General features: G+C 67.6%; 18 protein-coding genes and 3 tRNA genes. 10 read left to right on the forward strand and 11 right to left on the reverse strand.

Going from position 1 to position 26,460, the window contains the following annotated elements; translation table 11 throughout:
- Positions 1–90: 90 nt before the first annotated feature.
- The 3 genes from IB269_RS03385 to aat all read right to left on the reverse strand — a co-directional run bounded on the left by IB269_RS03385 (position 91) and on the right by aat (position 2,575).
- Positions 91–915: an IclR family transcriptional regulator gene (locus IB269_RS03385; protein ID WP_013801509.1), complete on the reverse strand. Its 825-nt coding sequence runs from the start codon at positions 913–915 to the stop codon at positions 91–93.
- Between the two features lie 128 nt (positions 916–1,043).
- Positions 1,044–1,793, reverse strand: a complete 750-nt coding sequence (locus IB269_RS03390; protein ID WP_012206658.1) for an arginyltransferase — start codon at positions 1,791–1,793, stop codon at positions 1,044–1,046.
- Entirely contained in the window at positions 1,790–2,575 is a 786-nt protein-coding gene (aat, locus tag IB269_RS03395) for a leucyl/phenylalanyl-tRNA--protein transferase (protein ID WP_063325907.1), read from the reverse strand. Before aat ends, IB269_RS03390 begins: the two co-directional genes overlap by 4 nt.
- Positions 2,576–2,810: 235 nt before the next feature.
- Here aat and IB269_RS03400 point away from each other — a divergent pair, with 235 nt between their 5' ends.
- A complete protein-coding gene (locus IB269_RS03400; RefSeq protein WP_192366409.1) occupies positions 2,811–3,137 on the forward strand; it encodes a hypothetical protein in 327 nt (108 codons plus the stop codon).
- Positions 3,138–3,181: 44 nt separating this feature from the next.
- Here IB269_RS03400 and IB269_RS03405 read toward each other — a convergent pair.
- The 4 genes from IB269_RS03405 to IB269_RS03420 all read right to left on the reverse strand — a co-directional run bounded on the left by IB269_RS03405 (position 3,182) and on the right by IB269_RS03420 (position 3,963).
- Positions 3,182–3,257 (reverse strand) — tRNA-Asn (locus IB269_RS03405).
- A 45-nt stretch (positions 3,258–3,302) separates the two neighbouring features.
- Positions 3,303–3,378: transfer RNA gene (locus IB269_RS03410), tRNA-Asn, on the reverse strand.
- Between the two features lie 53 nt (positions 3,379–3,431).
- Positions 3,432–3,507: transfer RNA gene (locus tag IB269_RS03415), tRNA-Asn, on the reverse strand.
- Between the two features lie 87 nt (positions 3,508–3,594).
- A complete protein-coding gene (locus tag IB269_RS03420; protein ID WP_049801494.1) occupies positions 3,595–3,963 on the reverse strand; it encodes a YbaN family protein in 369 nt (122 codons plus the stop codon).
- 300 nt (positions 3,964–4,263) lie between these two features.
- Here IB269_RS03420 and def point away from each other — a divergent pair, with 300 nt between their 5' ends.
- Positions 4,264–4,803, forward strand: coding sequence for a peptide deformylase (def, locus tag IB269_RS03425; RefSeq protein WP_013801513.1), 540 nt, complete (start codon positions 4,264–4,266; stop codon positions 4,801–4,803).
- 289 nt (positions 4,804–5,092) lie between these two features.
- Positions 5,093–6,586 (forward strand): nucleobase:cation symporter-2 family protein, encoded by a 1,494-nt coding sequence (locus tag IB269_RS03430; protein ID WP_012206653.1) that lies wholly within the window; start codon positions 5,093–5,095, stop codon positions 6,584–6,586.
- A 76-nt stretch (positions 6,587–6,662) separates the two neighbouring features.
- On the opposite strand, the gene IB269_RS03435 is transcribed toward IB269_RS03430, so the two are convergent.
- Both IB269_RS03435 and map read right to left on the reverse strand, forming a co-directional pair.
- Positions 6,663–9,296, reverse strand: a complete 2,634-nt coding sequence (locus tag IB269_RS03435) for a [protein-PII] uridylyltransferase (RefSeq protein ID WP_013801514.1) — start codon at positions 9,294–9,296, stop codon at positions 6,663–6,665.
- A gap of 89 nt (positions 9,297–9,385) precedes the next feature.
- Positions 9,386–10,201, reverse strand: a complete 816-nt coding sequence (map, locus tag IB269_RS03440; RefSeq protein ID WP_034396030.1) for a type I methionyl aminopeptidase — start codon at positions 10,199–10,201, stop codon at positions 9,386–9,388.
- A 177-nt stretch (positions 10,202–10,378) separates the two neighbouring features.
- On the opposite strand from map, the gene purL reads away from it, so the two are divergent.
- Complete coding sequence (purL, locus tag IB269_RS03445) at positions 10,379–14,413, forward strand: phosphoribosylformylglycinamidine synthase (protein WP_192366410.1); 4,035 nt, start codon at positions 10,379–10,381, stop codon at positions 14,411–14,413.
- 77 nt (positions 14,414–14,490) lie between these two features.
- On the opposite strand, the gene IB269_RS03450 is transcribed toward purL, so the two are convergent.
- Both IB269_RS03450 and IB269_RS03455 read right to left on the reverse strand, forming a co-directional pair.
- Entirely contained in the window at positions 14,491–15,330 is an 840-nt protein-coding gene (locus IB269_RS03450; protein ID WP_192366411.1) for a TIGR03915 family putative DNA repair protein, read from the reverse strand.
- Between the two features lie 15 nt (positions 15,331–15,345).
- Complete coding sequence (locus IB269_RS03455; RefSeq protein ID WP_192366412.1) at positions 15,346–16,665, reverse strand: putative DNA modification/repair radical SAM protein; 1,320 nt, start codon at positions 16,663–16,665, stop codon at positions 15,346–15,348.
- A gap of 476 nt (positions 16,666–17,141) precedes the next feature.
- Between IB269_RS03455 and IB269_RS03460 the strand changes: the two genes are divergently transcribed.
- The 6 genes from IB269_RS03460 to IB269_RS03485 all read left to right on the forward strand — a co-directional run bounded on the left by IB269_RS03460 (position 17,142) and on the right by IB269_RS03485 (position 26,460).
- The gene (locus tag IB269_RS03460; RefSeq protein WP_192366413.1) at positions 17,142–18,587 is read left to right on the forward strand and encodes an SWIM zinc finger family protein; all 1,446 of its coding nucleotides are present in this window, start codon (positions 17,142–17,144) and stop codon (positions 18,585–18,587) included.
- Positions 18,584–20,350 (forward strand): DUF5691 domain-containing protein, encoded by a 1,767-nt coding sequence (locus IB269_RS03465; RefSeq protein WP_192366414.1) that lies wholly within the window; start codon positions 18,584–18,586, stop codon positions 20,348–20,350. The genes IB269_RS03460 and IB269_RS03465 overlap by 4 nt, the downstream gene beginning before the upstream one ends.
- A gap of 70 nt (positions 20,351–20,420) precedes the next feature.
- Positions 20,421–21,503: an AAA family ATPase gene (locus tag IB269_RS03470; protein ID WP_012206645.1), complete on the forward strand. Its 1,083-nt coding sequence runs from the start codon at positions 20,421–20,423 to the stop codon at positions 21,501–21,503.
- A gap of 51 nt (positions 21,504–21,554) precedes the next feature.
- A complete protein-coding gene (locus IB269_RS03475; RefSeq protein ID WP_192366415.1) occupies positions 21,555–24,125 on the forward strand; it encodes a DUF5682 family protein in 2,571 nt (856 codons plus the stop codon).
- Positions 24,122–25,354 carry a VWA domain-containing protein gene (locus IB269_RS03480; protein WP_123690941.1) on the forward strand — a complete coding sequence of 411 codons (1,233 nt, stop codon included), beginning with the start codon at positions 24,122–24,124 and terminating at the stop codon, positions 25,352–25,354. Before IB269_RS03475 ends, IB269_RS03480 begins: the two co-directional genes overlap by 4 nt.
- Positions 25,355–25,482: 128 nt before the next feature.
- Positions 25,483–26,460 (forward strand): DUF808 domain-containing protein, encoded by a 978-nt coding sequence (locus IB269_RS03485; RefSeq protein ID WP_012206642.1) that lies wholly within the window; start codon positions 25,483–25,485, stop codon positions 26,458–26,460.

Raw genomic sequence — 26,460 nt, forward strand, 5'->3', positions numbered from 1 at the left:
AAGGCGCTGATGGCGCCTTTGTCGTTTCTGGTGGGCAGAGGTCTGTGTAGCCAATGGCCCCTGGCCAATGCCAACGGGGCCGACGCCCGTTCAGTGGCTGCTGCGCGCGTAGGGGTTGGGTGGCGGTGCCGCCGGGCGGGTTGCGTTGAAGCCCAGGGCGCCCGAGATCTCCTGTGCGGTGGACTGGAGCTTGGACATCCAGCTTTCGTCCAGCCGGTCGGCGGGAGCGGAGATGGACAGGCCGGCCACCAGCTTGCCCTGGTCGTCGTAGATGCCGGCGGCCATGCAGCGCACGCCCAGTTCCAGCTCTTCGTTGTCGCGGGCCACGCCATGGTGGCGTACCTTGTCCAGCTCGTTTTCCATGTCGGCCAGCCGCGTGATGCTGAAGTGCGTCTTGCCGGGCAGGCCGGTGCGCGTGGCGTAGGCGCGGACCTGTTGCGCATCGTCGGCCGCCAGGAACAGCTTGCCGTTGGATGTCAGGTGCAGCGGCGCATGGCCGCCGATGGCGCGCACCACCTGCATGCCGGAGCGCTCGCTGTAGGCGCGTTCCACATAGACGATTTCATCGCCCTGGCGCACGCTGAGGCTGACCGGCTGCTGGATCTGCTTGTGCAGCTGGCGCATGGGGATCAGGGCCGCTTCGCGCACGCTCAGGCGGGCCTTGACCAGATTGCCCAGTTCCAGGAAGCGCATGCCCAGGCGGTAGCTGCCCGATTCGGGGCGATCGACAAAGCGGCCAATGGCCAGATCGTTGAGGATGCGGTGCGTGGTGGAGGGGTGCAGGCCGGTGCGCTCGCTGATCTCCTTGAGCGATACCGCTTCCTCGCGCGAGGCCAACACGTCGATCAACGTGAACATGCGTTCCAGGACTTGGACGCTGGGCTTGGGGGAGGCCGCGTTATCGTTTTTTTTCATGAGGCGGAGTGGAGTTTCGGCATTCGGTCATTCTAGCGGCGGCCATGGCATGGCGGCATATGTGCCGCCAGCAAACAGCGGCTATGCGCATAAGAAATGTCGCTGAAAAGGCGTGGAGTGACGCTGTATCAGCGCGGCAGCTGATCCACGCGCTGCCAGCGCTCGTCAACGCGCACTTCATGGGGCAGGAAGCGCGCCTTGTAATTCATCTTCTGGCTGTCGGCGATCCAGTAGCCCAGGTAGACATAGGGCAGGCTCATGGACCGGGCCTGGTCGATCTGCCACAGCACATTGAAGGTGCCGTAGCTGGCGGGGTCGTTGGGCTCGTAGAAGGTGTAGACGGCAGACAGCCCGTCTTCCAGCACATCGAGGATGGAGACCATCTTCAGCGTGCCGATGCCGCCATCGGCTGCGGGCGTGCGGAACTCCACAAGGCGCGAGTTGACGCGGCTTTGCAGCAGGAACTGGGTGTACTGGTCCACGCTGTCATGGTCCATGCCTCCGCCGCTGTGGCGGCTTTGCTGGTAGCGCAGGTACAGCTGGTAGTGCTCGTTCGAGTAGTGCAGGCGCTGGATCGATGCCGTGAGGTCGGCATGGCGCGCGGCGGCGCGGCGCTGGCTGCGGTCGGGGCGGAAGTCGTGGACCAGGATGCGCATCGGCACGCAGGCTCGGCATCCGTCGCAATACGGCCGGTAGGTGAACATTCCGCTGCGGCGAAAACCCAGTGAAACCAGCTCCGAATAGGCGCTGTTCTGGATCAGGTGGCTGGGCGTGGCTACTTGCGAACGCGCCAGCCTGCCATCGAGATAGCTGCAGGGGTAGGCGGCGGTGGCATAGAACTGCAGGGCCTGCAGCGGAAGATCGTTCGGGTGCGTCATGGTGTGCTGGCGGCAGCCGGTGATGTGTCGCCAGCCTCACCGGACGGTGGCAGCAACGCGTCCCAGTATACGTTTTCGAACTGCCAGCGCATGGGCGGCAGCTGGCTTTGCTCGGCCACGGTTTGCAGGAACCGGGCGCGCGGCATTTCGCGCGCCCCCAGCGAGGCCAGATGCTGCGTGGCCTGCTGGCAATCGATCTGCACGGCGCCTTGGTGTCTGCACAGCGCAACCAGGGCCGCCAGCGCGATCTTGGATGCGTCGGTGGCATGCGCGAACATGGATTCGCCAAACACGGCGCGGCCCAGTGCCACGCAATACAGGCCACCCACCAGGCGTCCGTCCACCCAGGTCTCCACGCTGTGGGCTGCACCCTGGTGGTGCAGGTCGGCATAGGCGTCAAGAATTTCCTGCACGATCCAGGTGCCATCCTGGTCGTGGCGCACCGTCTGGGCGCAGTGCTGCATCACGGTCTCGAACGCGCTGTCGATGCGGATCTCGCAGCCCGGCGTGGCGCGAAAGCGCTGCAATGTCTTGCGCAGGCTGCGGTGCAGCCGGAACTGCGATGTCTGCAGCACCATGCGGGGATCGGGTGACCACCATAGCGTGGGCTGGCCTTCGCTGAACCAGGGAAAAATCCCCTGGCTGTAGGCGATGCGCAGATGCGCCGCATCCAGCGTGCCGCCTGCGGCCAGCAGGCCCGGGATGGGATCGTTGGGGCCCCATGCCGTTTCCACAGGAGGGAAGGCCTGGTGGGGGATGAGCCATGGGAGGGGATGGGACATGATCGGGTGCGGACGGAGGAAATGGATTCGTATTCTCTGCAGCCGCAGTCTTGCACAAACCATGCGCAAGAGGGCTGCGTGGATGCGAGGGCATCGCCTGGCCGGGGTAAGTGAACCTCCTACGCGGCCTTGTCGCGCCAGGGGACAGTGCCGCCTGGCAGGCTTGGGCTATGCTGGTTCCGTCTTCTTGCGGATGCTTGGCTTTCGCTGTGAAGGCATCGAAGGAGGATGAGCGATGTTTTTCAGCAAAATCTTTGGCGCAAGCCTTGCCGAGCCGCGCTATATCCGTCGCACCCGGGCCTACCTGCAGGAAGCCCGCATGGCGATGCTGGAGCACACCATTGCCGCGGAGTACTACAAGTCCTCTGCTGACATGTATGCGGAACGTGCCGCACGGCTGGAAGAAGAGCTGCGCGCATGGGAAGAGGGTGTCGAGCAATCCCGTGCTGCCCATGGTTCGCGCCGCGCACATGCCAGGCACAGCAAGCCCGTCACCGTGGAGCCCGCTGCCGCGCCATCGCCACCGAACACGCCCACCGTGGGCATGGTGCGTGCAGCCTGACCCAACAAAAAAGCCCACATGCGTTGGCATGCGGGCTTTTCATCTGGCTCCTCAACCTGGGCTCGAACCAGGGACCTACGGATTAACAGTCCGGCGCTCTACCAACTGAGCTATTGAGGAATATGTTGGCGTTGGGTCTTGTGCGATTGCAAGGCCACTGAAATTTGGCTCCTCAACCTGGGCTCGAACCAGGGACCTACGGATTAACAGTCCGGCGCTCTACCAACTGAGCTATTGAGGAATACACGTCTATCGACAGAGATCTTGTGCGGTTGCAAGATCTTGAAATTCTTTTGGCTCCTCAACCTGGGCTCGAACCAGGGACCTACGGATTAACAGTCCGGCGCTCTACCAACTGAGCTATTGAGGAACAAGACCTAGATTATATGACGTAAAAAACACGTCGCAGAAAACTCGGGGGAATTTTTTCAGGAAGGCCGGCTGCAGGCCTTCATTCTCACGGCTCGGGCCTGAACCACAGCCACACCAGCACGCAGCCCATGGAGGTCAGCGCCACGGCCTGCACCCAGGCGGGCGGGCGTGTCCACAGCAGTATGACGGCGCACAGGCTCATCATGGCGCTGGCGCTCCATTTGGCGCGCCGGCTCACGCAGCCGCCCCGTGCCCAGTTGCGCAGCATGGGGCCGAACAGGCGATGGCGCCACAGCCATGTGTGCATGCGCTGCGAGCTGCGCGCCGCGGCCCAACCGGCCATGAGCACGAACACCGTGGTGGGCAATCCTGGAATGAAGATGCCGGCAATGCCCGTGGCCAGGCTCAGGCAGGCAAACAGCTGCAGCGCCCAGCGCAACGGGGCGGCCGGCATGCGGTGCAGGGGAGGGGGATCGTCATCATGGAAGGCCGGCGCCGTGCCTGCCTGCGCAGTGGCCTCGGGCTCCAGGGCCTGTGCCGTGGGTATTTGCTGCGCGCCTGCCTCACGGTCCTCTGGGGACGCGGTGGATGACTCTCTGGCGGTGCTGGGCATGCTGCGATTGTGCCAGCGCGCTGTGGCCATGGCGGCCAAGAGGTAGCCAAGAGGTAGCCAAGAGGTGGCCAGGGGGCGGCCGGGAGCCGGGCGGCCGCTATGCTTGGCAACCCACATTTACATGCATAGCCTTGCACTGCCATGACTGTACGCACCATATTGAAAATGGGTGATCCGCGCCTGCTGCGCGTCGCCCAGCCCGTGACCGAATTCGACACCGACGAACTGCACCTGCTGCTCAGCGACCTGCTGGACACCATGCATGCCGCCAATGGCGCGGGGCTGGCCGCGCCTCAGATTGGCGTGGACCTGCAGATGGTGGTGTTCGGCTCCGGCCTGCCCAATCCGCGCTACCCCGATGCGCCCGTGGTGCCGCGCACCGTGCTCATCAACCCGGTCATCACGCCCATGGGCGAGGACGAGCAACTGGACTGGGAAGGCTGCCTGTCCGTACCCGGCATGCGCGGCATGGTGCCGCGCTGGAACCATATCCGCTACACGGGCTTCGATGTGTTTGGCGATGCCATCGACCGCACGGTGGATGGTTTTCATGCGCGCGTGGTCCAGCATGAGTGCGATCACCTCTGGGGAAAGCTCTATCCCATGCGCATGCGTGACTTCAGCCAGTTCGGCTTCACCGATGTGCTGTTCCCCGGCATCAGCGCGGCCGAGGACGACTGAGCGGGCGGGCGCTGCCCGTATTCAAGGATCTTCGGTCAGGTCTTTGTATACAAATCGGTAGACAATTTTTCCATGCTGGCGCCGTACATTGGCACTTCCCGCCAAGGCGGGGATTGTGTGCGTTCGCCCGCCAAGAGCTGCCAAGCAGCCACCGGGCTTCGCGATGCAGGATGCAGGAGAGCGCGGCCTATCGGGTCGGCGGCAAAAGGTGCGCGGGGGCGCGCCTGCCGCCATCCGGCTGCCGCGTACTTGTCCGGCGTTCTGTGAACAAGAGGACAAGGAGACAGCGATGGAAAAAAGTTCTGGCAATGCGCCGGCCCTGGGTACAGACATCCGCCCGGAGGACGAGCAACTCGGCCTCACGGCCAACACCCTCTATGGTTTGCAGCATGTGCTGACCATGTACGGAGGCATCGTGGCCGTGCCCCTGGTCATGGCCAATGCGGCCGGCATGTCGGCGGCCGACACGGGCCTGCTGATCACGGCCTGCCTTTTCATGGGCGGGCTGGCCACGCTGCTGCAGACGCTGGGCATTCCGTTCTTCGGCTCGCGCCTGCCGCTGGTGCAGGGTGTGTCCTTCTCGGGCGTGGCCACCATGGTCAGCATCCTGCACACGGGCGGCGGCATGCAGGGCGTGCTGGGCGCCGTGCTCTTTGCCTCGGTGTTCGGCCTGATCATTGCGCCCATTTTTTCCAAGCTCACCCGGTTTTTCCCGCCGCTGGTCAATGGCTGCGTGATCACCATCATCGGCCTGTCGCTGATGCCGGTGGCGGCCCACTGGGCCATGGGCGGCAATCCCCAGGCGGCCGACTACGGCAGCATGGGCAACATCGGGTTGGCGGGCCTGTCGCTGGTCATCGTGCTGGCGCTGAGCAAGCTGGGCAACGCCATGATCTCGCGCCTGTCCATCCTGCTGGCCATCGTCATCGGCACGGCGGTGGCGGCCATGATCGGCAAGTCCGACTTTTCCGAGGTGGGCAGCGGCGCCTGGTTTGCCGTGCCCATGCCGCTGCACTTCGGCTGGCCAACCTTCAGCCTGGCGGCGACCCTTTCCATGTCCATCGTGATCCTGGTGACCCTGGTGGAAACCTCGGCCGACATCCTGGCCGTGGGCGACATCGTGGGCACCCGCGTGGATTCGCGCCGCCTGGCCGACGGCCTGCGCGCCGACATGCTGTCCAGCGTGGTGGCGCCGTTCTTCGGCTCGTTCACGCAGAGCGCCTTTGCCCAGAACGTGGGCCTGGTCGCGGTCACGGGCATCAAGAGCCGTTATGTCGTGGCCTTCAGCGGGCTGATCCTGATCGCCTTCGGCCTGCTGCCCATCATGGGGCGCATCGTGGCCTGCGTGCCTCCCTCGGTGCTGGGCGGCGCGGGCCTGGTGCTCTTTGGCACGGTGGCGGCCAGCGGCATCCGCACGCTGGCCAAGGTGGACTATCACAACAACATGAACCTGATCATCGTGGCGGCGTCCATCGGCATGGGCGTGCTGCCCATGGTCAAGCCGGACTTCTATCACCACTTCCCGGACTGGTTCGCCACCATGTTCCATTCGGGCATCAGCTCCACGGCGGTGACCGTGCTGCTGTTGAACCTGGTCTTCAACCACTTCAAGCAGGGCAATCCCGAGGAGCCTTCGGTATTCGGCGCAGGTTCTGAGCGCGTGCTCAGCGAGGCCGTGCTGTCTGCCCTGGCCGATGGCGACCGGGTGGTCGACGGCAAGCTCTATGACCGCGAGGGCAAGGAAGTGGCCACGGTGTCGGCGCCTGCGGCCGCCATGCACTGACGGCTGCACCCGAGCCCGCGCCTGGACGCAAAAGGCCCGCCCTGGTTGACAGGGCGGGCCTTTTTTTGCCGCAAGCTCAGACCGCCAAGGCCTGCAGCAGCTCGGTTTCTATGAGCAACTGGCGCTGGTTGTTCTGCAGTTCGGCGCCCTCGATCAGAAAGCTGTCTTCCACGCGCTCGCCCAGCGTGCTGACCTTGGCCAATTGCACGCTCAGGTGGTGCTGCGCCAGGATGCGCGCCACGGTGTAGAGCAGGCCGGCGCGGTCCGTGGCCGAGATGGACAGCAGCCAGTGCTGGGCTTTCTCGTCGGGCTGCAGCGTGACGCGCGGCGCAAAGGGGAAGCTTTTGACGCGGCGCGACAGGCGCCGGGGGGATGGCTCGCGCAGCGGCCCGCCTTGCATCAGCGCGGCGACCAGGTCGTTCTCGACCATGTGCATCAGCTCGCGGTACTGCTCCTGCATGGCGGGCGCGACCACCTGGAAGGTGTCCAGCGCATAGCTGTTGTGGGCCGTGTGCACGCGCGCATCCAGAATGGAGAAGGCCGCCCGGTCGAAGTAGCCGCAGATGCGCGCGAACAGATCGGGCTGGTCAGGCGCGTAGACCAGCACCTGCAGCCCCTCGCCGGCCAGGGAGCGGCGCGCGCGCACCACGGGGCGGGTAGTGCCCACGTGGCGGGACAGGTGGCGCGTGTGCCAGGCGATGTCGGCCGCCTCGTGGCGCATGAAATAGTCCACGCCCAGCGTGTCCCAGAGCTTCTTGTGCGATTCGAAGGGCTGGGCTGTCAGTGCCAGCTGCACCAGGGCCTCGCGGCGGCGGGCCTCGATTTCGGCGGCAGCATCGGGCGCGCGTCCGCCCATGACGCGCAAGGTCAGGCGATAGGTGTCCTCCAGCAGCTTGCCCTTCCAGGCACTCCAGACCTTGGGGCTGGTGCCGCGGATGTCGGCCACGGTCAGCAGGTACAGGGCCGTGAGGTTGCGCTCGTTGCCCACGCGCTCGGCAAAGGCCTGGATCACCTCGGGGTCCGACAGGTCCTGCTTTTGCGCAACCTGGCTCATGGTCAGGTGCTCGCGCACGAGGAATTCGATCAGCTCGGCGTCGGCGCGCGCAATGCCGTGGGCGCGGCAAAAACGCTTGGCCTCCACGGCGCCGATGATGGAGTGGTCGCCGCCCCGGCCCTTGCCGATGTCGTGGAACAGCGCGGCCACGTACAGCAGCCAGGGCTTGTCCCAGCCGCTGGCCAGCTGGGAGCAGAACGGGTACTCATGCGCATGCTCGGCCATGAAAAAGCGCCGCACATTGCGCAGCACCATGAGGATGTGCTGGTCCACCGTGTAGACGTGGAACAGGTCATGCTGCATCTGGCCCACGATGCGCCGGAAGGGCCACAGGTAGCGCCCCAGCACCGAGGTCTGGTTCATCAGCCGCATGGCGTGCGTGATGCCGCTGGGCTGCTGCAGGATCTTCATGAAGGTGGCGCGGTTGACCGGGTCGCGCCGGAAGGCCGCGTCCATCAGGTCACGCGCGCCGTACAGCGCGCGCAGCGTGCGCGCCGACAGGTCGGTGAGGCCCACATGGGTCTCGTACATCAGAAAGGTTTCGAGGATGGCGTGCGGCTCGCGCTCGTAGAGATCGTCGCTGGCCACCTCGATGGTGCCGGCCTTCTCGTAGAAGCGCGAGTTCAGCCGGATGCGCGGCGTGGGGCGCGGGTTCAGTCGCTCCTCGATGTTCAGCCGCAGGATCTGGCACAGCTGGGTCACGGCCTTGGCCGCCCAGTAGTAGTGGCGCATCAGCGTCTCGCTGGCGCGCATGGCCAGCTTGCGCCCCTCGGCCGAGGTGGAGCGGTAGCCAAAGGCCTCGGCCACGGCGGTCTGCTGGTCGAAGACCAGGCGGTCCTCATGCCGGCCCGCCACGGCGTGCAGGCGTGCACGTATCAGGCTCAGCAGGGCTTCGTTGTCTTCGAGCTGCCGGCGCTCGAAATCGGTGATCAGCCCCTTGCCGGCCAGGGCCTGCCAGCTGCTGCCCAGGCCTGCGGCACGGGCCAGCCAGATCATGGTGTGCAGATCGCGCAGGCCGCCGGGCGATTCCTTGCAGTTGGGCTCCAGCGAGTAGGGCGTGCTCTCGTACTTGTTGTGGCGCTGGCGCATTTCCAGCAGCTTGCCGGACAGAAAGGCGTGCGCATTCATCTGGGCCTGGTAGCGCGTCTGGAACTCGGCGAACAGCGGCTCGCTGCCGCAGATGCGGCGTGATTCCAGCAGGGCGGTCTGCACCGTCAGGTCGCGCTCGGATTCCTCCAGGCATTCGGCCAGCGTGCGCACGCTGGAGCCGATCTCCAGGCCCGCGTCCCAGCAACTGCCGATGAATTTCTCGATGCGCGAGGCCAGCTCGGCATCTGCCGTGCCAGCGGCTGGCAGCAACACCAGCACATCGATGTCGGAATAGGGAAACAGCTGGGCGCGTCCGAAGCCGCCCACGGCGGCCAGGCAGGCCTCGGGCGGCATGCCGGCGCGATGCCACAGCGCACGCAGCAGCGTGTCGGCCAGATCGCTCAGGTGCTGCAGCACCAGGCGCACGCCGCGCCGGCCCATGGTGGGCGCCAGCAGCGAGCCTATCCAGCGCCCGCGATCCCGGGCGTACTGCACGCGCAACTGCTCCAGCGAGTCCGGGGCAGAGGGCGCAGCGTGGGAAGGAGTGTGGTCAGTGGTCTGTTTCATGCGCGGCGAGGGCAGGGAAGGCGCCGGGAGCGGGTGCCCCGGACGCCATGCCATTTTGCCTGCGCATCACGCAAGAAACATGCCGAGCCTCAGCAGCTCGTGGTGGTAACGAAGGGGGGCAGCGCGGGCGAGCCGGCCGACAGGGTCATGACTTCGTAGCCGGTCTTGGTCACCACCAGGGTGTGTTCCCACTGGGCCGAGAGGCTGTGGTCCTTGGTCACGATGGTCCAGCCGTCCTTGCCCAGTTCCTTGATCTCGCGCTTGCCCAGGTTGAGCATGGGCTCGACGGTGAAGACCATGCCTTCTTCCAGCACGGTGCCCGTTCCAGGGCGGCCGTAGTGCAGGATCTGGGGCTCTTCGTGGAACTTCTGGCCGATGCCGTGGCCGCAGAACTCGCGCACCACCGACAGGCCGTGGCCTTCGGCAAAGGTCTGGATGGCGTTGCCGATGTCGCCCAGCGTGGCGCCGGGCCTGACCTGCTGGATGCCCAGCCACATGGCGTCGAAGGTCAGTGCCGACAGGCGCTTGGCCGCGATGGAGCACTCTCCGATCATGAACATGCGGCTGTTGTCGCCGTACCAGCCGTCCTTGGTGATGACCGTGACGTCCACATTGACGATGTCGCCCTTCTTGAGCGGCTTGTCATTGGGAATGCCGTGGCAGACCACATGGTTGACCGAGGTGCACAGGTGTCCGGGGTAGGGAGGGTAGCCGGGCGGCTGGTAGCCGATGGTGGCGGAGACCGTGCCCTGCTGCGCCATGCATTCGGCGCCCAGGCGGTCGATCTCGGCCGTGGTGATGCCGGGCTTGATGTGGGGGGTGATGTAGTCCAGCACTTCCGAAGCCAGGCGGCAGGCCACGCGCATGGCTGCGATGTCTTCAGCGCTCTTGATGGTGATGCTCATGCCCGCAATTATCCCATTGCGCCTTCGGGCGTGCAGGGGTAAGGGGCGGCTGTCGCCATCGGGACGGCTCAGCCCGGTAAAATAGCGGCCTCACCGATTCAGCGCCTTGCAGCCAGCCCCCGGAGGGCGGGGCCGCAGGGCGCTTTTCACAAGCCTCCTCACCCAACAGGCCGCCACGTGACCTTGCATCTGACACAGTTGGAGGGTGGAAACGCTCTCAGCTCGTTCCGCGCCCAGCAGCTCCTGACCGAACTGGTCTCCATCCATCCCAAAATCACCGGCATTGCCGCGCGCTTCGTGCACCTGGTGGCCACGGACGCCGCACCCACGCCCGCATTGCAAGAGCGCCTCCAGGCGCTCTTGACCTATGGAGACCCCTATGAAGGCCCGGCCGACGGTGCCGCCCTGGTGGTCACGCCGCGCCTGGGAACGATCTCCCCCTGGGCCTCCAAGGCCACGGACATTGCCCGCAACTGCGGCCTGGGCGTGTTCCGCGTGGAGCGCATCACCGAATACCGCATCGCCTTCAAGACCGGCCTGCTGAGCAATGTGCTGGGCAGCGCGCCTGAACTTTCGGCCGAGCAGACTGCACGGATCGCCGCCTTGCTGCACGACCGCATGACCGAGTCGGTCTTCGCCACGCGCGCCGAGGCCGAGCAACTGTTCTCCGCCCTGGACGCCGCTCCCATGGAGTTCGTCGATGTGCTGGGCGGCGGCCGCGCCGCGCTGGAGACCGCCAACCGCCAATGGGGCCTGGCCCTGGCCGACGACGAGATCGACTACCTGGTCGATGCCTTCAAGGGCCTCAAGCGCAATCCCACGGACGTGGAGCTGATGATGTTCGCGCAGGCCAACAGCGAGCACTGCCGCCACAAGATCTTCAACGCCCAGTTCACCATCGACGGCGAGGCCCAGGACAAGAGCCTGTTCGGCATGATCCGCAACACGCACCAGGTCTCGCCCCAGCACACGGTGGTGGCCTACTCGGACAACGCCTCCATCATGGAAGGCCATGAGGTCGAGCGCTTCGTCGCCACCTTCGAGGCGGCCCTGGACAAGATCAAGGCGCCCAGCTACCAGAAGAAGCAGGCCGTCAACCACGTGCTGATGAAGGTGGAGACGCACAACCACCCCACGGCCATCTCCCCTTTCCCCGGCGCATCGACCGGCGCGGGCGGCGAGATCCGCGACGAGGGCGCCACGGGCCGCGGCTCCAAGCCCAAGGCCGGCCTGTCGGGCTTCACGGTCTCCAAGCTGTGGGGCAGCGAAGTGGGCAAGCCCGAGCACATCGCCAGCCCGCTGCAGATCATGATCGAGGGCCCGCTCGGTGGCGCGGCCTTCAACAACGAATTCGGCCGTCCCAACCTGACCGGCTATTTCCGCGAGTACGAGCAGCAGGTCGGCGTGGGTGCCGATGCCGTGATGCGCGGCTACCACAAGCCCATCATGATCGCGGGCGGCCTGGGCGTGATCGACTCCGAACTGACTCAGAAGATCGAGTTCCCCGCCGGCACCCTGCTGATCCAGCTGGGCGGCCCCGGCATGCGCATCGGCATGGGCGGCGGCGCTGCCAGCTCCATGGCCAGCGGCACGAACGCGGCCGAGCTGGACTTTGATTCCGTGCAGCGCGGCAATCCCGAGATCGAGCGCCGCGCCCAGGAAGTCATCAACCACTGCTGGGCCCAGGGCGACAAGAACCCCATCCTGGCCATCCACGACGTGGGTGCCGGCGGCCTGTCCAATGCCTTCCCCGAGCTGACCAACGATGCGGGCCGTGGCGCGCGCTTTGACCTGCGCGCTGTGAACCTGGAGGAATCCGGCCTGGCGCCCAAGGAAATCTGGTCCAACGAAAGCCAGGAACGCTATGTGATGGCCATCGCTCCCGAATCGCTGGCCGAGTTCACGGCCTTCTGCGAGCGTGAGCGCTGCCCGTTTGCCGTGATCGGCACGGCCACGGAAGAACGCCAGCTGGTGCTGGAGGACACGGCGGTGGCCTCGGGCGACCAGAAGTTCCCCGTGGACATGCCCATGAACGTGCTGCTGGGCAAGCCGCCCAAGATGCACCGGGACGTGGCCACCGTGCAGCGCGAGCTGCCGCCCATGGACCTGACCGGCGTGCCCCTGGAAAAGGCCGTGATCGACGTGCTGGCCCATCCCACCGTGGCCTCCAAGCGCTTCCTGATCACCATTGGCGACCGCGCCGTGGGCGGTCTCACGCACCGCGACCAGATGGTCGGCCCCTGGCAGGTGCCCGTGGCCGACGTGGCCGTGACCCTGGCCGACTACCGTGGCTTCAAGGGCGAGGCCATGGCCATGGGCGAGCGCACGCCGCTGGCCTCCATCAATGCCCCGGCGTCGGGACGCATGGCCGTGGCCGAGGCCATCACCAACATGCTGGCCGCGCCCATCGAGCTGTCCAAGGTCAAGATGTCGGCCAACTGGATGGCGGCCTGCGGCGAGCCCGGCGAAGACGCGGCGCTCTACGCCACCGTCAAGGCCGTGGGCATGGAGCTGTGCCCGCAGCTGGACATCTCTATCCCCGTGGGCAAGGACAGCCTGTCCATGCGCACCCAGTGGAACGAGGGCGGCCAGGTCAAGAAGGTGACCTCGCCCGTCAGCCTGATCATCACGGGCTTCGCCTCCATCGACGATGTGCGCGGCACGCTCACGCCCCAGCTGGACGCCACGGAAGACGACAGCACCCTGGTGCTGGTGGACCTGGGCCGCGGCAAGATGCGCATGGGCGGCTCCATCCTGGGCCAGGTGCTGGGCCAGTCCGGCAATGAAACGCCTGACCTCGATGACGCCAAGGACCTGATCGCCCTGGTCGATGCCGTCAACGACCTGCGCGCCAAGGGCCAGATCCTGGCCTACCACGACAAGGGCGACGGCGGCCTGCTGGCCACCGTGGCCGAGATGGCCTTTGCCGGCCATGTGGGCGTGGCCATCAACGTGGACATGCTGGTCACCGAAGGCGACGGCATCAGCGACAGCCGCATGGACTCGGGCGAAGGCAAGAACTGGGCCTCCCAGATCAGCGGCCGCCGCGACGACATGACGCTGCGCGCACTGTTCAACGAAGAGCTGGGCGCCGTGCTGCAGATCCGCACGGCCGACCGCGCCGCCGTGCTGCAGACCCTGCGCGAGCATGGCCTGTCCACCTGCAGCCACATCATCGGCAAGACGCGCCCCGTCTCGTCCAAGGTCGATGCGGGCAAGGGCGAACTGCAGGTCTGGCGCGATGCCAAGTCCGTCTTCGGCGCCTCGCTCAGCGACCTGCACCAGGTCTGGGATGCCGTCAGCTGGAAGATTGCCCAGCAGCGCGACAACCCGGCCTGCGCCGACAGCGAGCACGCCGCAGCCGGCGAGCCTGCCGACCCGGGCATGCACCTGCACCTGACGTTCGACCCGGCCGAGAACCCCGCCGCACCCTTCCTGAACCTGGGCGCGCGCCCCCGCGTGGCCGTGCTGCGCGAGCAGGGCGTGAACTCCCATGTGGAAATGGCCTACGCCTTCACCGAGGCCGGCTTCGACGCGGTGGACGTGCACATGACCGACCTGCAAAGCGGCCGCGCGCAGCTGCAGGACTTCGCCGGCGTGGTGGCCTGCGGCGGCTTCAGCTACGGCGACACGCTGGGCGCAGGCATCGGCTGGGCGCGCTCCATCACCTTCAACGACAGCCTGTCCGCGCAGTTCCAGCAGTTCTTCGGCCGCAGCGACACCTTCGGCCTGGGCGTGTGCAACGGCTGCCAGATGTTTGCCGAGCTGGCCGACATCATTCCTGGTGCCCAGGACTGGCCGCGTTTCACGCAGAACCAGAGCAACCGCTTCGAGGCGCGCCTGTCCATGGTGGAAGTGCTGGAGTCGCCCAGCCTGTTCCTGCAGGGCATGGCCGGCAGCCGCCTGCCCATCGCCGTGGCCCACGGCGAAGGCTTTGCCAACTTCCGCTTCCGCGGCAATGCGGACAAGGCCATCGCCTCCATGCGCTATGTGGACAACCACGGCAAGGCCACCGAGCAGTACCCGTTCAACCCCAACGGATCGGCCGGCGGCCTGACGGCAGTGACCACGGCCGACGGCCGCTTCACGGCCATGATGCCCCACCCCGAGCGCGTGTTCCGCAACGTGCAGATGAGCTGGACCAACGGCGACAAGTCGGAATTCAGCCCCTGGATGCGCGTGTGGCGCAACGCCCGCAAGTGGCTGGGTTGATGCACTGAGCGACGCTGCAAAGCAGACAAAGGCCCTTCGGGGCCTTTTCTTTTTCTGTTTCTTTTTGGCGGCTGCCGTTACGGCGCCAGCATCTGCGCCGTGCGCGCGCGGGCCTGCTGGACCAGGGTGGAGATCAGCACCGTCTCGGGCAGGTTGTGCCAGTAGCGGCGCGGCATCTCGCGCAGCATGGCCTGCTCCTTCAGGCGCGCCGGGTTGAAGGTGCTGGCGTAGTAGGTCAGCCACAGGGCCTCGCCCGCGTCGGCTGGCGGGGCATCGCTGCGGCGCGCGCCGGGCGCCAGGCGCAGCGCATGGCCGTCCCAGTGCGCGCTGCATTGCGGCGTGAGGATGGCCCAGTGCATGTTGGCAAAGCGCTTGCAGAAGAAGGGCGCTGCCGCGCGCACGATGTGGTGCTCGGGCTCGAACCAGGCAATGTGCAGCTCGGGCTGGTTCTGCCGCTGCGTGGTCCGAAAGCGCACAAAGGCGTGCATCTTGTGGATCTCGCGCGAGACGGGGCGGGCCAGGGCCTCGATGGCGCGCCAGTCCGCATCCAGCGCATCCAGCCGCAGTTCGGGTCGGGCCTGCATGCGCGCCAGCCATCGGTGGCATAGCTCGAAGCGGCCCGCCGCGCGGTGCATGCAGGCATGGCGCAGCGCGGACATCTGGGTGTCCGACAGGGACAGCCCTGCCTCGCCGGGGCCGGCCAGCCCGGCGAGTGCCGAGGCGGGCATGGCCTGCTCCGGCGCGCTGGAAAACAGGTCCACGCCCGCGCCGAGTTGCTGCGCACCCCGCGTGTCGGGCCACCGCCAGCGCACCAGGGCGGGGTCGGCGCCATGGGCCAGCAGCGCCCTGCAGGCTGCGCGAAAGCCTGGCCAGTCGTCGGGGCTGTCGAGTTCGATGGTGAGAGCCTGTGCTTGCATGGCGTGCTCCAGGCGCTAGAACAGGCTGGCCTGCAGCGCGCTTTGCACGCGCATGCCGCTGTGCCGTGCCTGGGCCTGGCTGGCCTGCGACTGCGCGATCAGCCGGGTGCGCAGCGCGGCCGAGTCGGTCTCGCCCAGCAGGGGCCGGTGGCCGTCGATCAGCACGAAGGGCAGGGCCTTTTGCACGGGGGCGCGCAGCCGCAGCAGATCGTCCAGCCGCAGCCTGCGCACGCGGCGCGCCGCCAGCAGGCGGTCCACCGTCTGCGTGCCCAGGCCCGGCACGCGCAGCAGCAGGCTGCGCGGCGCACGGTTGAGGTCCACGGGGAACTGCTGTCGGTTGGCCAGTGCCCAGGCCAGCTTGGGGTCGATCTCCAGGTCCAGCATGCCGTGGCGGCTGGCTGCCGCGATCTCGCCCGCCCCGTAGCCGTAAAAGCGCATCAGCCAGTCGGCCTGGTAGAGCCGGTGCTCGCGCATGAGGGGCGGCGCCTGCGGCGGCAGATCGCGCGAGGCATCGGGAATGGGGCTGAAGGCCGAGTAATACACGCGGCGCAGGCCGTAGCCCGCATACAGCGTGTGGCTGGATTGGAGGATGTCGGCATCGGTTGCGCGGTCGGCGCCCACGATCATCTGCGTGCTCTGCCCGCCCGGCGCAAAGCGCGGCACGGCGGCGCGCTGCGCGGGCGCGCCGGGCAGGGACTGCGCCTGGCGCTGCTCGCGCGTGGCCGCGCGCCAGGCCTGCACATGCCGGTCCACGCCCTGCATGGCCTGGCGTATGCGCTGCCCATCCTTTTCAGGCGCGAACTGCGCCAGGCCGCTGGCCGTGGGCAGTTCCACATTGATGCTCAGGCGGTCGGCATGGCGGCCTGCCTGGGCCAGCAATTCGGGGGCGGCATCCGGGATGGTCTTCAGATGGATGTAGCCGCGAAAGTCATGCTCCTCGCGCAGGCGGCGCGCCACTTCCACCAGTTGCTCCATGGTGTAGTCGCTGGAACGGATGATGCCGCTGGACAGGAACAGCCCCTCGATGCAGTTGCGCCGGTAGAAGTCCAGCGTCAGCTGCACCACCTCGGCCACCGTGAAGCGGGCGCGCTGCACGTTGGAGCTCTTGCGGTTGATGCAGTAGCGGCAGTCGAAGATGCAGACATTGGTCAGCAGGATCTTGAGCAGCGAGATGCAGCGCCCGTCGGGCGCATAGCTGTGGCAGATGCCCATGCCGGTGACCGAGCCCATGCCCTTGCCGTCCAGCGAGTCGCGCCCCTGCGATCCGCTGGAGGCGCAGCTGGCGTCGTACTTGGCGGCGTCGGCGAGGATGAAAAGTTTGCGTTGCAGCTCCATAGCTGTATAAATATACAGTATATTTGCCTGGCACGTCCGGTTTCCTGAGAGCCCATCCCCCAGCCAGGGTCTGGTCCGGCCTTGCCTGGCTGCGGGTGGAACGCACTGTCGCGCTACCGCAATGGGCAGCGGATTGCAATGGTTGCCAGTGCAATGGAATGAAACCGTTTTCAGTGCGGAATGAGTGCTTGCTTTCAATGGGTGGCGATGTGCATCGCAGGAAATGGTGAATGCGTGTTTTCTGCGTCTTTCGCAATGCCTGAAGACTGGCATGGCTTGGTGCCATCAATGCACGCGCTGATATAGCGCAGCTGGCTGCACGCCATGGGGTTCCACATTCATGGGAGAGAGGTTGGTGTTGTTGTGAATTGTTTCAAATTGCCGATAACTATTGCTGATAGGCTTTCGGGTTTGCCGGGCAGTGCCGTTTCATTCAATGCGCCCGGCGATGACAAACACTTGGAGAGGGAGCTTCGGTGTCGCGTGTATTAGGAACAGAGGGCGAAGTGCTGGCGCTGTCGCCGGACGCCTCATCCAGCAAGGCCGCCAAGGGCCTGCAATCGCCCGCCAAATGGCCCGCCATGGGCGCCAATGATGTGGCGGTCTGGGGTGAATGCCAGGGCAGCGGCAGCAAGCCCTACCAGACCCAGGTGGACCTGTCGGGGCCTTCCTTCAAATGCTCTTGCCCCAGCCGCAAATTCCCCTGCAAGCACGGGCTGGCGCTGATGCTGATGCGTGCCGGCGGGCAAGTCCCCGAAGGCGTTGATCCGCCCGCCTGGGTGCAGACCTGGCTGGACAGCCGCCAGGAAAAGGCCGAGAAGAAAGAGGCCAAGGCTGCCGCCGCAGCGGCCGAGCCGCCACCCGATCCCGAGGTCGCGGCCAAACAGCAGGCCAAGCGCGAAGACAAGCGCTGGGACAAGGTCGAAGCCGGCCTGCAGGAACTGTCGCTGTGGATGCAGGACATGGTGCGTGCGGGCCTGGCCAACCAGGCCAGCGACACGCAGATGCGCCAGCGCTGGAACAACATGGCCGCGCGCATGGTCGATGCGCAGGCCACCGGCATGGCGGCGCGCATCAAGGACTGCCGGGATCTGGTGGACAGCCACCGAGACTGGCCGCGCGACATGCTGGTGCAGCTGGGCTACTGGCAGTTGATCATCGACGCCGTTCGCCGCCGCGAATCGCTCAGCCCCGAGGTCAAGGCCGACGTGATGGCCGCGCTGGGCTGGCCCATGGACAAGGCCGAGGTGCAGGCCAGGGGCCAGCTGGTCGAGGACGAATGGCTGGTGGCCGGCCTGCGCATGATCGAGCGGGAAGGCCGGCTCATGGAGCGGCGCGTCTGGCTGCAGGGCCAGCGCACGGGGCGCATGGCCCTGGTGCTGGACTATGCGCAGGGCGGGCGCGGCTTTGAATCGGCCTGGGTGCCGGGCCATCGCTACGGCTGCGCGCTGAATTTCTATCCGGGCCATGCGCCGCTGCGCGCCATTGCGGCCAATGGCAACGGGCCTGCGCTGCCTGCCGATGGCGCCAGCCCGCTGGCCACCTCGGCCGGGGGCGACGTCCTGCAACTGCTGGGCCAGCGCATTGCCGCCAACCCGCTGCAGGCCACGCAGCCGCTGTGCCAGGACCGGCTGCGGCTGGTGCCCGCCCAGGGCCAGTGGTTCGCGGCCTGGCCCCAAGCGCCGGATGCATCGCCGGTCGCCCCTGGCACGGCAGCGCCAGTGCAGCCCGTTCCCGTGGCGATTGACGATGCCGAGGCCTGGCGCCTGCTGGCGCTCAGCGGCGGTGCGCCCATGCAGCTGTTTGGCGAATGGGAACCCGGCCCGGCCGTGGGCCGCTGGCGGCTGCTGAGCGCCTGGCAGGCCCGCGAGGGCGAAACCGCCCAGCAATGTATCTGGCAGAACCAGGGTGATCCGGTATGAGCAACGCACAACTTTGGGCTGCGCTGCAGCAATCGGCCATGGTCGGCTCGGACCGGCTGGCCGTGCCGCCTGCGCTGGCTTCGGGCGTGGACCCGTCCGCAAGCGGGTCGCAGCAGGCCGTGCAGGCCGCGCTGCAGCCCCGCACTGACGTGGCCGGTGACTCGCCCGCCCAGCAACTGCTGCGCGCCAGCGCCGTGGCGGCCGTGTTCGAGCGGGCCGGCTGGCAGCCTGGCGCGCTGGTGCGCCTGACGGCACCGCTGGCCGTGCCGGCCGCAGCGCCTGCGGAGTCGCGCACTGCGCCTGCCGATGCGCGCCTGCACACCCTGATGGGCGACGTGCTCAAGGACGGCCCGTTCGAGCTGCAGGCCTCCATGCTGCGCACCCTGGACCAGGCCGGCCAGCGCCTGCCCCATGACCTGCTGGTGCCTGCGCTGGAGCAGGGCCGCCAGTCCGTGGAGCTGCGCCAGTGGCTGGCCCCCGTGCTGGGCGAGCGCGGGCGCTGGCTGGGCGCGCTCAACCCGCAATGGGGCTATGCCAGCGGCGTGGAGGAAACCGCCGACCCCGAACTGGTCTGGCAGGAGGGCTCGGTGGAGCAGCGCGTGGCCCTGCTGCGCAGCGAGCGCGCAACCGATGCCGCCAAGGCCCGCACGCGGCTGGAAGGCAGCCTGAAGGAGCTGGGCGCCAAGGAGCGCCTGCCCCTGGTCCAGGCCCTGGCCGTGGGGCTGGGCATGGACGATGAGCCGCTGCTCGAAAAACTGCTGTCCGACCGCAGCAAGGAGATCCGCGAGAACGCCGCGCAAATGCTCTCGTGCCTGCCGGACAGCGCGCACAGCCAGCGCGTCATGGGCTGGATGCAGTCCATGCTGCAGCAGGACGACAAGGGCCAGTGGATCGTGGAGCCTCCCGAAGAAGGCCTCAAGGAATGGGAGCGCGACGGCATCACGCTCAAGCCCGACGCCTACCACCGTGGCGGCAAGAAGGCCTGGCTGCTGGAGCAGATGGTGCAGCTCACGCCCGTGTCCTTCTGGACCCGCGCCCTGGGCCTGACGCCCCTGGAGGTGATGGAGTGGAGCCGGCGCAGCGACTGGAAGTCCTCGCTGCGCCAGGGCTGGGTGCAGGCCCTGCAATACCAGCTGGACGTGGAATGGATCGATGCCGCCCAGACCATGGGCCGCGACATGCGCCACGACGCCCTCCTGCCCGCCCTCATGGCCCGGCTGTCCCGCGAGGAACGCGAGTCCCGCTGGATTGCCCAGTTCGAGCGCGACAGGCACAAGCTCATCGATGCCATCGAAGGCATGTCCCAGTCGCTGGGCGGTGCCGAACTGCTCTCGCCCGCGCTGTCGGCGCGACTGACCGAGGCACTGCACCTGGCCGTGGGCGGCAAGCAGATCACGGGCAACTGGCACAGCTACCGCGCAGACCAGGCCCTGCTGTCCTGTGCGCGCATGCTGGACGTGACCGCGCTGGAGCGCTTTGCCGAACTGTGGCGCAAGCCCTCGGTGCTGGATGCGCAGCCCGAGCCTGAGCCCGAGCCGCAAACCGAACCTGCTGCTGCGGCAACAGTCACGGCCACCGCTGCCACAGCCGCTGCAGTTGCCGCACCGGCAAGCATTCCCCTCACGCCCCAGCAGCAGGCGCGCCTCGAACGCAGCCGCGTGCGGCCCTGGGACGAGGAGCGCATGCGCGGCCATCTGGAGCGCATCGTCGATCTGCGCCTGGGCCTGCACCAGGCCTTTGTCGCCCTGCGCGGCCCGGCCTGAGCCGCGCCCGTCCTGCCGCGTACCCCGAACCGAACCGAATCCAACCCTTACCCCTTCCCGGAAGCACACCATGAGCCAAGTCCTGCGCCAGCATGCCGAACAGCAATTCGCCGAAGAACTCGAAGCCCTGCGCAAGGTGGACGACCGTCCGCGTCCGCCCAACTGGAAACTCTCGCCCTGGGCCGTGCTCCAGTACCTGATGGGCGGCAAGCTCGGCAACGGCTTCGAGGTCAGCCCCAAGTACATCGGCAATCCGCGCCTGATGGAAATCGCCGTCTCCACCCTGGCCACCGACCGCGCCCTGCTGCTGTACGGCGTGCCGGGCACGGCCAAGTCCTGGGTGTCCGAGCACCTGTCGGCCGCCGTCAGCGGCGACTCCACCATGCTGGTGCAGGGCACGGCCGGCACCAGCGAGGAGCAGCTGCGCTACGGCTGGAACTACGCCCAGCTGCTGGCCCACGGCCCGTCCGAGAAGGCGCTGATCCCCAGCCCCCTGGTCAACGCCATGAAGCTGGGCAAGATCGCCCGCATCGAAGAGCTGACCCGCATCCCGGCCGACGTGCAGGACACGCTGATCACCGTGCTGTCCGAAAAGACCCTGCCCGTGCCCGAGCTGGGCAGCGAAGTGCAGGCCGTGCAGGGCTTCTCGGTCATCGCCACGGCCAACAACCGCGACAAGGGCGTGAACGAGCTGTCCAGCGCGCTCAAGCGCCGCTTCAACACCGTCATCCTGCCCGTGCCGGCCTCGCAGGACGAAGAGGTGCAGATCGTCACCAAGCGCGTGGCCGAGCAGGGCCGCGCCCTGGCCCTGCCCGCCGAGCCGCCGGCCCTGCAGGAAGTGCGCCGCGTGGTGCAGATCTTCCGCGAACTGCGCAACGGCCAGACCGAAGACGGCAAGACCGTGCGCGTCAAGTCGCCCAGCAGCACGCTGTCCACGGCCGAGGCCATCTCGGTCATCAACAGCGGCATGGCGCTGGCCGGGCATTTCGGCGACGGCGTGCTGCGCGCGGGCGATGTGGCCTCGGGCCTGCTGGGCGCCGTGATCAAGGACCCGGTGCAGGACAGCGTGGTCTGGAAGGAATACCTGGAGACCGTGGTCAAGGAACGCAGCGACTGGAAGGACCTGTACCGCGCCTGCCGCGAGCAGCTCTGAAGCCCCCAGTCCCGCACCGCTGACCGACCGCACCCTCTGCGCATCCCCTGTATGGCCACCTCTGCCAATCCGCTTCATTTCTTCGGCATCCGCCACCATGGCCCGGGCTGCGCGCGCAGCCTGCTGCAGGCCCTGGAGCAGCTGCAGCCCGACTGCTTGCTGGTGGAGGGACCGCCCGAGGGCGAGTCCCTGCTGCCCATGCTGCAGCATGCCGACCTGCAGCCGCCCGTGGCCATGCTGGTCTATGTGCAGGACAGTCCGGCCCATGCCGCCTTCTATCCCTATGCCGAGTTCTCGCCCGAATGGCAGGCCCTGCAATGGGCGGCGCGCCAGGGCGTGGCCACGCGTTTCATCGACCTGCCCCAGACCCACCGCATGGCGCTGGACATGGCCGAGCAGGAGCGGCGCCGGGCCGAGGCGGCGGCAGCAGATGCAGGCGAGGATGCGGGCGATGAAGGCCAGGATGCAGATGCCGACACCGGCTCCGATTCCGGCGCCGCTGCGGCAGACGGCAGCCAGCTCCAGAGCAATGCCGCCGAGGCCCTGGACCGCGACGACACCACGCAGTCCGTGCCGGCTGCCGACCTTGCCGTCGATCCCTCGGCACCGTCCCCGCAGGACTGGCACGATCCGCTGGACCTGCTGGCCGAGGCCGCTGGCTACCCCGACGGCGAAAGCTGGTGGAACCGCATGGTCGAGGAACGCGGCGACGGCGCCACCCTGTTCGAGGGCATTGCCGAAGCCATGACCGTGGTGCGCGCCGAGCTGCCCAACGAAGTGCGCGGAGAACGCCATGCCCAGCGCGAGGCGCTGCGCGAAGCCTGGATGCGCCAGTGCATGCGCGAGGCCGTCAAGGCCGGCCACCAGCGCATTGCCGTGGTCTGCGGTGCATGGCATGTGCCTGCCCTGCAGGCCCAGGTCACCGCCAAGGCCGATGCCGCCACGCTCAAGGGCCTGCCCAAGGCCAAGGTCCAGGCCACCTGGGCGCCCTGGACCTACCGCAACCTGTGCTCGTCCAGCGGCTATGGCGCGGGCGTGGATTCGCCGGGCTGGTATGAACATCTGTGGCGCTGCTCCGAGCCTGTGCCCGAGTCCTTGCTCCAGTCCGCACCTGCTGCCGACCCGGCACGCGCCAGCACCCAGCGCACCGTCGGCTGGCTGGCGCGCGTGGCCCATCTGCTGCGTTCCAAGGACCTGGACTGCTCCAGCGCCCACATCATCGAGGCCACGCGCCTGGCCGAAAGCCTGGCGGCCCTGCGCGGCCACGCCAGCCCCGGCCTGCCCGAGCTGGACGAGGCCATCGTCACCGTCATCAGCATGGGCGAGCGCACGCCGCTGCGCCTGATCGAGCGCGAACTCAGCGTGGGCGACCGCATCGGCGGCGTGCCCGCCGACGTGCCCCAGGTGCCGCTGCAGCGCGACATCGAGCAGCAGCAAAAAAGCCTGCGCCTCAAGCCCGAGGCGGCCGCCAAGGTCCTGGCCCTGGACCTGCGCAAGGACACGGACCGCGAACGCAGCCACTTCCTGCACCGCCTGCGCCTGCTGGGCATAGAGTGGGGCAGCGTCACCACCGACCAGCAGCGCAACCGCGGCACCTTCCGCGAAAGCTGGCAGCTGCAGTGGGAGCCCGAGCTGGCCGTGCGCATCATCGAGGCCAGCCGCTACGGCGGCACCCTGGTGCAGGCCGCTGCCGCCAAGGTGCGCCAGGCGCTGACGCCCGAGACCCCGCTGCCCGAGCTGGCCAAGACCATCGACGACGCCCTGCTGGCCGACCTGCCGCACCTGGTCGATGCCCTCATGCACGACCTGGCCGACCGCTCGGCCAGCACCGGCGATGTCTCCCAGCTCATGCAGGCGCTGCCGCCGCTGGCCAATGTGCTGCGCTACGGCAGCGTGCGCCAGACCGACACCCAGGCCCTGGCCACGGTGATCGACAGCATGGCGCTGCGTGCCGCCATCGGCCTGCCCCTGGCCTGCATGGCGCTGGACGAAGACGCTGCAAGACACATGCAGGCCACGGTGCTGCAGGCCCACGAGGCCCTGCGTCTGCGCGATGCCGAGGAGCCGCGCGAAGCCTGGTTCGGCGCCCTGCGCAGCATTGCCATGGGCGACGCGGGCGCCGCCTTGCTGCGCGGCGCGGCCTGCCGCCTGCTGCTCGATGCTCACCGCCTGGACAGCGAGGCCGTGGCCACGCAACTGGGCCGCAATCTCTCGCTGGGCGTGCCGCCGCTGGACGCTGCCGCCTGGCTGGACGGCTTTCTCAACCGCCAGGCCCTGGTGCTGCTGCACGACGACGCCATCTGGGGCGCCGTCGATGCCTGGTTGGCGCAGCTGGGCGAGACCCAGTTCACCCAGATACTGCCCCTGGTGCGCCGCAGCTTCTCGGCCTTCTCCAACCATGACCGCCAGAGCCTGGGCGAGAAGGCCCGGCGAGGGCAGGGCAGTGCGGCCGTGGCGGCCGCATCCGCAGGTGCCGCGGGTGCTGCAGGTGCGGCAGGCGATGGGAACGACGGCGCCTGGAACGAGGCGCGTGCCGTGCTCGCCATTCCCGTACTCGATCAACTGCTGGGCCTGAACCTGCCCGCGCAACCGCTGACCCGCCTGCAGGAGGCCCAGCCATGAACACCGCTGCCACCGTGAACGACGCATCCCTTGCTGGCGCCGACCCGCAGGAGACCGCCCCCCAGCCCACCACCCGCCTGCAACGCTGGCGCCTGGTGCTGGGCCAGCCGTCCGAGGCCAGCTGCGGCGGGCTGGGCCCCAAGGGCAGCTCCATCGACGAGATGGACAAGGCCCTGGCCGCGCTCTACGAAGAGGACAACAAGGACGGCGGCCTTTCGCGCCGCGGCGGGCGGGGCAACTCCTCGCCCAGCGTGGCACGCTGGCTGGGCGACATCCGCAAGTACTTTCCCAGCCAGGTCGTGCAGGTCATGCAGCGCGACGCCATGGAGCGCCTGAACCTGCGCGAACTCATGCTCCAGCCCGAAATGCTGGAGCATGTGCAGCCCGACGTGCACATGGTGGCCGACCTCATCTCCCTGGGCTCCGTCATCCCGCAGAACACCAAGGAGACCGCGCGCATCGTCGTGCGCAAGGTGGTGGATGACCTCATGCGCCGCCTGGAGGAGCCCATGCGCAGCGCCGTCTCGGGCGCGCTGGACCGCAGCCAGCGCAACCGCCGTCCGCGCCACTCCGAGATCGACTGGAACCGCACCATCCGCGCCAACCTGCGCCACTGGCAGCCCGACTACCGCACCATCGTGCCCGAGACCCTGGTCGGCTACGGCCGCAAGGTCCGCCGCCCGCAGCGCGAAGTCATCCTGTGCATAGACCAGAGCGGCTCCATGGCCAACTCCGTCGTCTACTCCAGCATCTTCGGTGCCGTCATGGCCAGCCTGCCGGCCGTCAGTACCAAGCTGGTGGTCTTCGACACGGCGGTGGTGGACCTGACCGACAAGCTCTCCGATCCCGTGGACGTGCTCTTTGGCGTGCAGTTGGGCGGCGGCACCGACATCAACCGTGCCGTGGGCTACTGCCAGGGCCTGATAAGCGAGCCGCGCAACGCCATCGTCGTGCTCATCTCCGACCTCTATGAAGGCGGTGTGGAAAGCGGCCTGCTGCGCCGCGCCTCCGAACTGGTGGAGTCGGGCGTGCAGTTCATCACCCTGCTGGCCCTCAGCGACGAAGGCGCCCCTGCCTACGACGCGCAACTGGCCGCCAAGCTGGCCGCGCTGGGCGTGCCCTCGTTCGCCTGCACGCCGGACGCCTTCCCGCAGCTCATGGCCGCCGCCATCCGCCGCGACGACGTGGCGGCCTGGGCGGCAGGGCAGGGCTTCAAGACCAGCAAGTGACGCACGGCCGGTCGGCCCCGTGACCGGGCTGGCCGCCGGGCATCTCCTACATGGGCAGGACATGCCCAGGCCCCATGATGGCGCCCAGGCAAAAAGAAGTTCCCCGAACAATTCACTGGAGTAATGCGATGGCTGGTGCTGGTTTGCTGATGCTGCTGGACGATATTGCAGCGATCCTGGACGACGTGGCCCTCATGACCAAGGTGGCGGCACGCAAGAGCGTGGCCATGGCCGACGATGTGTCCGTCATGACCAAGGTGGCTGCACAGAAGACGGCCGGCGTGCTGGGCGATGACCTGGCCCTGAACGCCCAGCAGGTCACGGGCGTGCGCGCCGAGCGCGAGATTCCCGTGGTCTGGGCCGTGGCTAAGGGCTCGCTGATCAACAAGGCCATCCTGGTGCCGGCGGCGCTGCTGATCAGCGCCTTCATTCCCTGGGCTGTCACGCCGCTGCTCATGGTGGGCGGCGCCTTTCTGTGCTTTGAGGGTTGCGAGAAGCTGGCCCACAAATTCCTGCATTCGCCCGAGGAAGATGCCGTGGAGCGCGAGCGCCTGACCCAGGCCAATGCCGATGCGGGCGTCGATCTCGTCGCCATGGAAAAGGACAAGATCAAGGGCGCCGTGCGCACCGACTTCATCCTCTCGGCCGAGATCATCGCCATTACCCTGGGCACCGTGGCCTCGGCGCCGTTCGGGCAGCAGGTCGCCGTGCTGGCGGGCATTGCCCTCATCATGACCGTGGGCGTCTATGGCCTGGTGGCCGGCATCGTCAAGCTCGATGACCTGGGACTGTGGCTGGGCCAGCGTGCCAGCGCCGCGGCCCGCGCGCTGGGACGGGGCATCGTCGCCGCCGCGCCCTGGCTGATGAAGGGGCTGTCCGTTGCGGGCACGGCCGCCATGTTCCTGGTGGGTGGCGGCATCCTCGTGCACGGCGTGCCTGCGCTGCACCACGCCGTGGAGGGCTTGGGCGAGGCCGTGGCCCAGGGCGCGCTGGGCGGCCTGTGGCGCGTGCTGGCCGTCAATGTGCTCAACGCGGTGGCCGGCATCGTGGCCGGTGCCATCGTGCTGGCGGCTGTCGAAGGCATCAAGCGTCTGCGCCGCCGCTGA

It is taken from the genome of Delftia sp. DLF01 (genome assembly GCF_014852125.1).
GTDB lineage: Bacteria > Pseudomonadota > Gammaproteobacteria > Burkholderiales > Burkholderiaceae_C > Comamonas > Comamonas acidovorans.

Excerpts from the sequence above, each read along its gene's own strand:
- IB269_RS03385 (WP_013801509.1), bottom strand. The coding sequence starts at position 915 with ATGAAAAAAAACGATAACGCGGCCTCCCCCAAGCCCAGCGTCCAAGTC.
- IB269_RS03390 (WP_012206658.1), bottom strand. The coding sequence starts at position 1,793 with ATGACGCACCCGAACGATCTTCCGCTGCAGGCCCTGCAGTTCTATGCC.
- IB269_RS03470 (WP_012206645.1), top strand. The coding sequence starts at position 20,421 with ATGAGCCAAGTCCTGCGCCAGCATGCCGAACAGCAATTCGCCGAAGAA.
- IB269_RS03465 (WP_192366414.1), top strand. The coding sequence starts at position 18,584 with ATGAGCAACGCACAACTTTGGGCTGCGCTGCAGCAATCGGCCATGGTC.
- IB269_RS03455 (WP_192366412.1), bottom strand. The coding sequence starts at position 16,665 with ATGGAGCTGCAACGCAAACTTTTCATCCTCGCCGACGCCGCCAAGTAC.
- IB269_RS03475 (WP_192366415.1), top strand. The coding sequence starts at position 21,555 with ATGGCCACCTCTGCCAATCCGCTTCATTTCTTCGGCATCCGCCACCAT.
- map (WP_034396030.1), bottom strand. The coding sequence starts at position 10,201 with ATGAGCATCACCATCAAGAGCGCTGAAGACATCGCAGCCATGCGCGTG.
- IB269_RS03435 (WP_013801514.1), bottom strand. The coding sequence starts at position 9,296 with ATGAAACAGACCACTGACCACACTCCTTCCCACGCTGCGCCCTCTGCC.
- aat (WP_063325907.1), bottom strand. The coding sequence starts at position 2,575 with ATGTCCCATCCCCTCCCATGGCTCATCCCCCACCAGGCCTTCCCTCCT.
- def (WP_013801513.1), top strand. The coding sequence starts at position 4,264 with ATGACTGTACGCACCATATTGAAAATGGGTGATCCGCGCCTGCTGCGC.
- IB269_RS03430 (WP_012206653.1), top strand. The coding sequence starts at position 5,093 with ATGGAAAAAAGTTCTGGCAATGCGCCGGCCCTGGGTACAGACATCCGC.
- IB269_RS03420 (WP_049801494.1), bottom strand. The coding sequence starts at position 3,963 with ATGCCGGCCGCCCCGTTGCGCTGGGCGCTGCAGCTGTTTGCCTGCCTG.
- IB269_RS03485 (WP_012206642.1), top strand. The coding sequence starts at position 25,483 with ATGGCTGGTGCTGGTTTGCTGATGCTGCTGGACGATATTGCAGCGATC.
- IB269_RS03450 (WP_192366411.1), bottom strand. The coding sequence starts at position 15,330 with ATGCAAGCACAGGCTCTCACCATCGAACTCGACAGCCCCGACGACTGG.
- IB269_RS03480 (WP_123690941.1), top strand. The coding sequence starts at position 24,122 with ATGAACACCGCTGCCACCGTGAACGACGCATCCCTTGCTGGCGCCGAC.
- IB269_RS03400 (WP_192366409.1), top strand. The coding sequence starts at position 2,811 with ATGTTTTTCAGCAAAATCTTTGGCGCAAGCCTTGCCGAGCCGCGCTAT.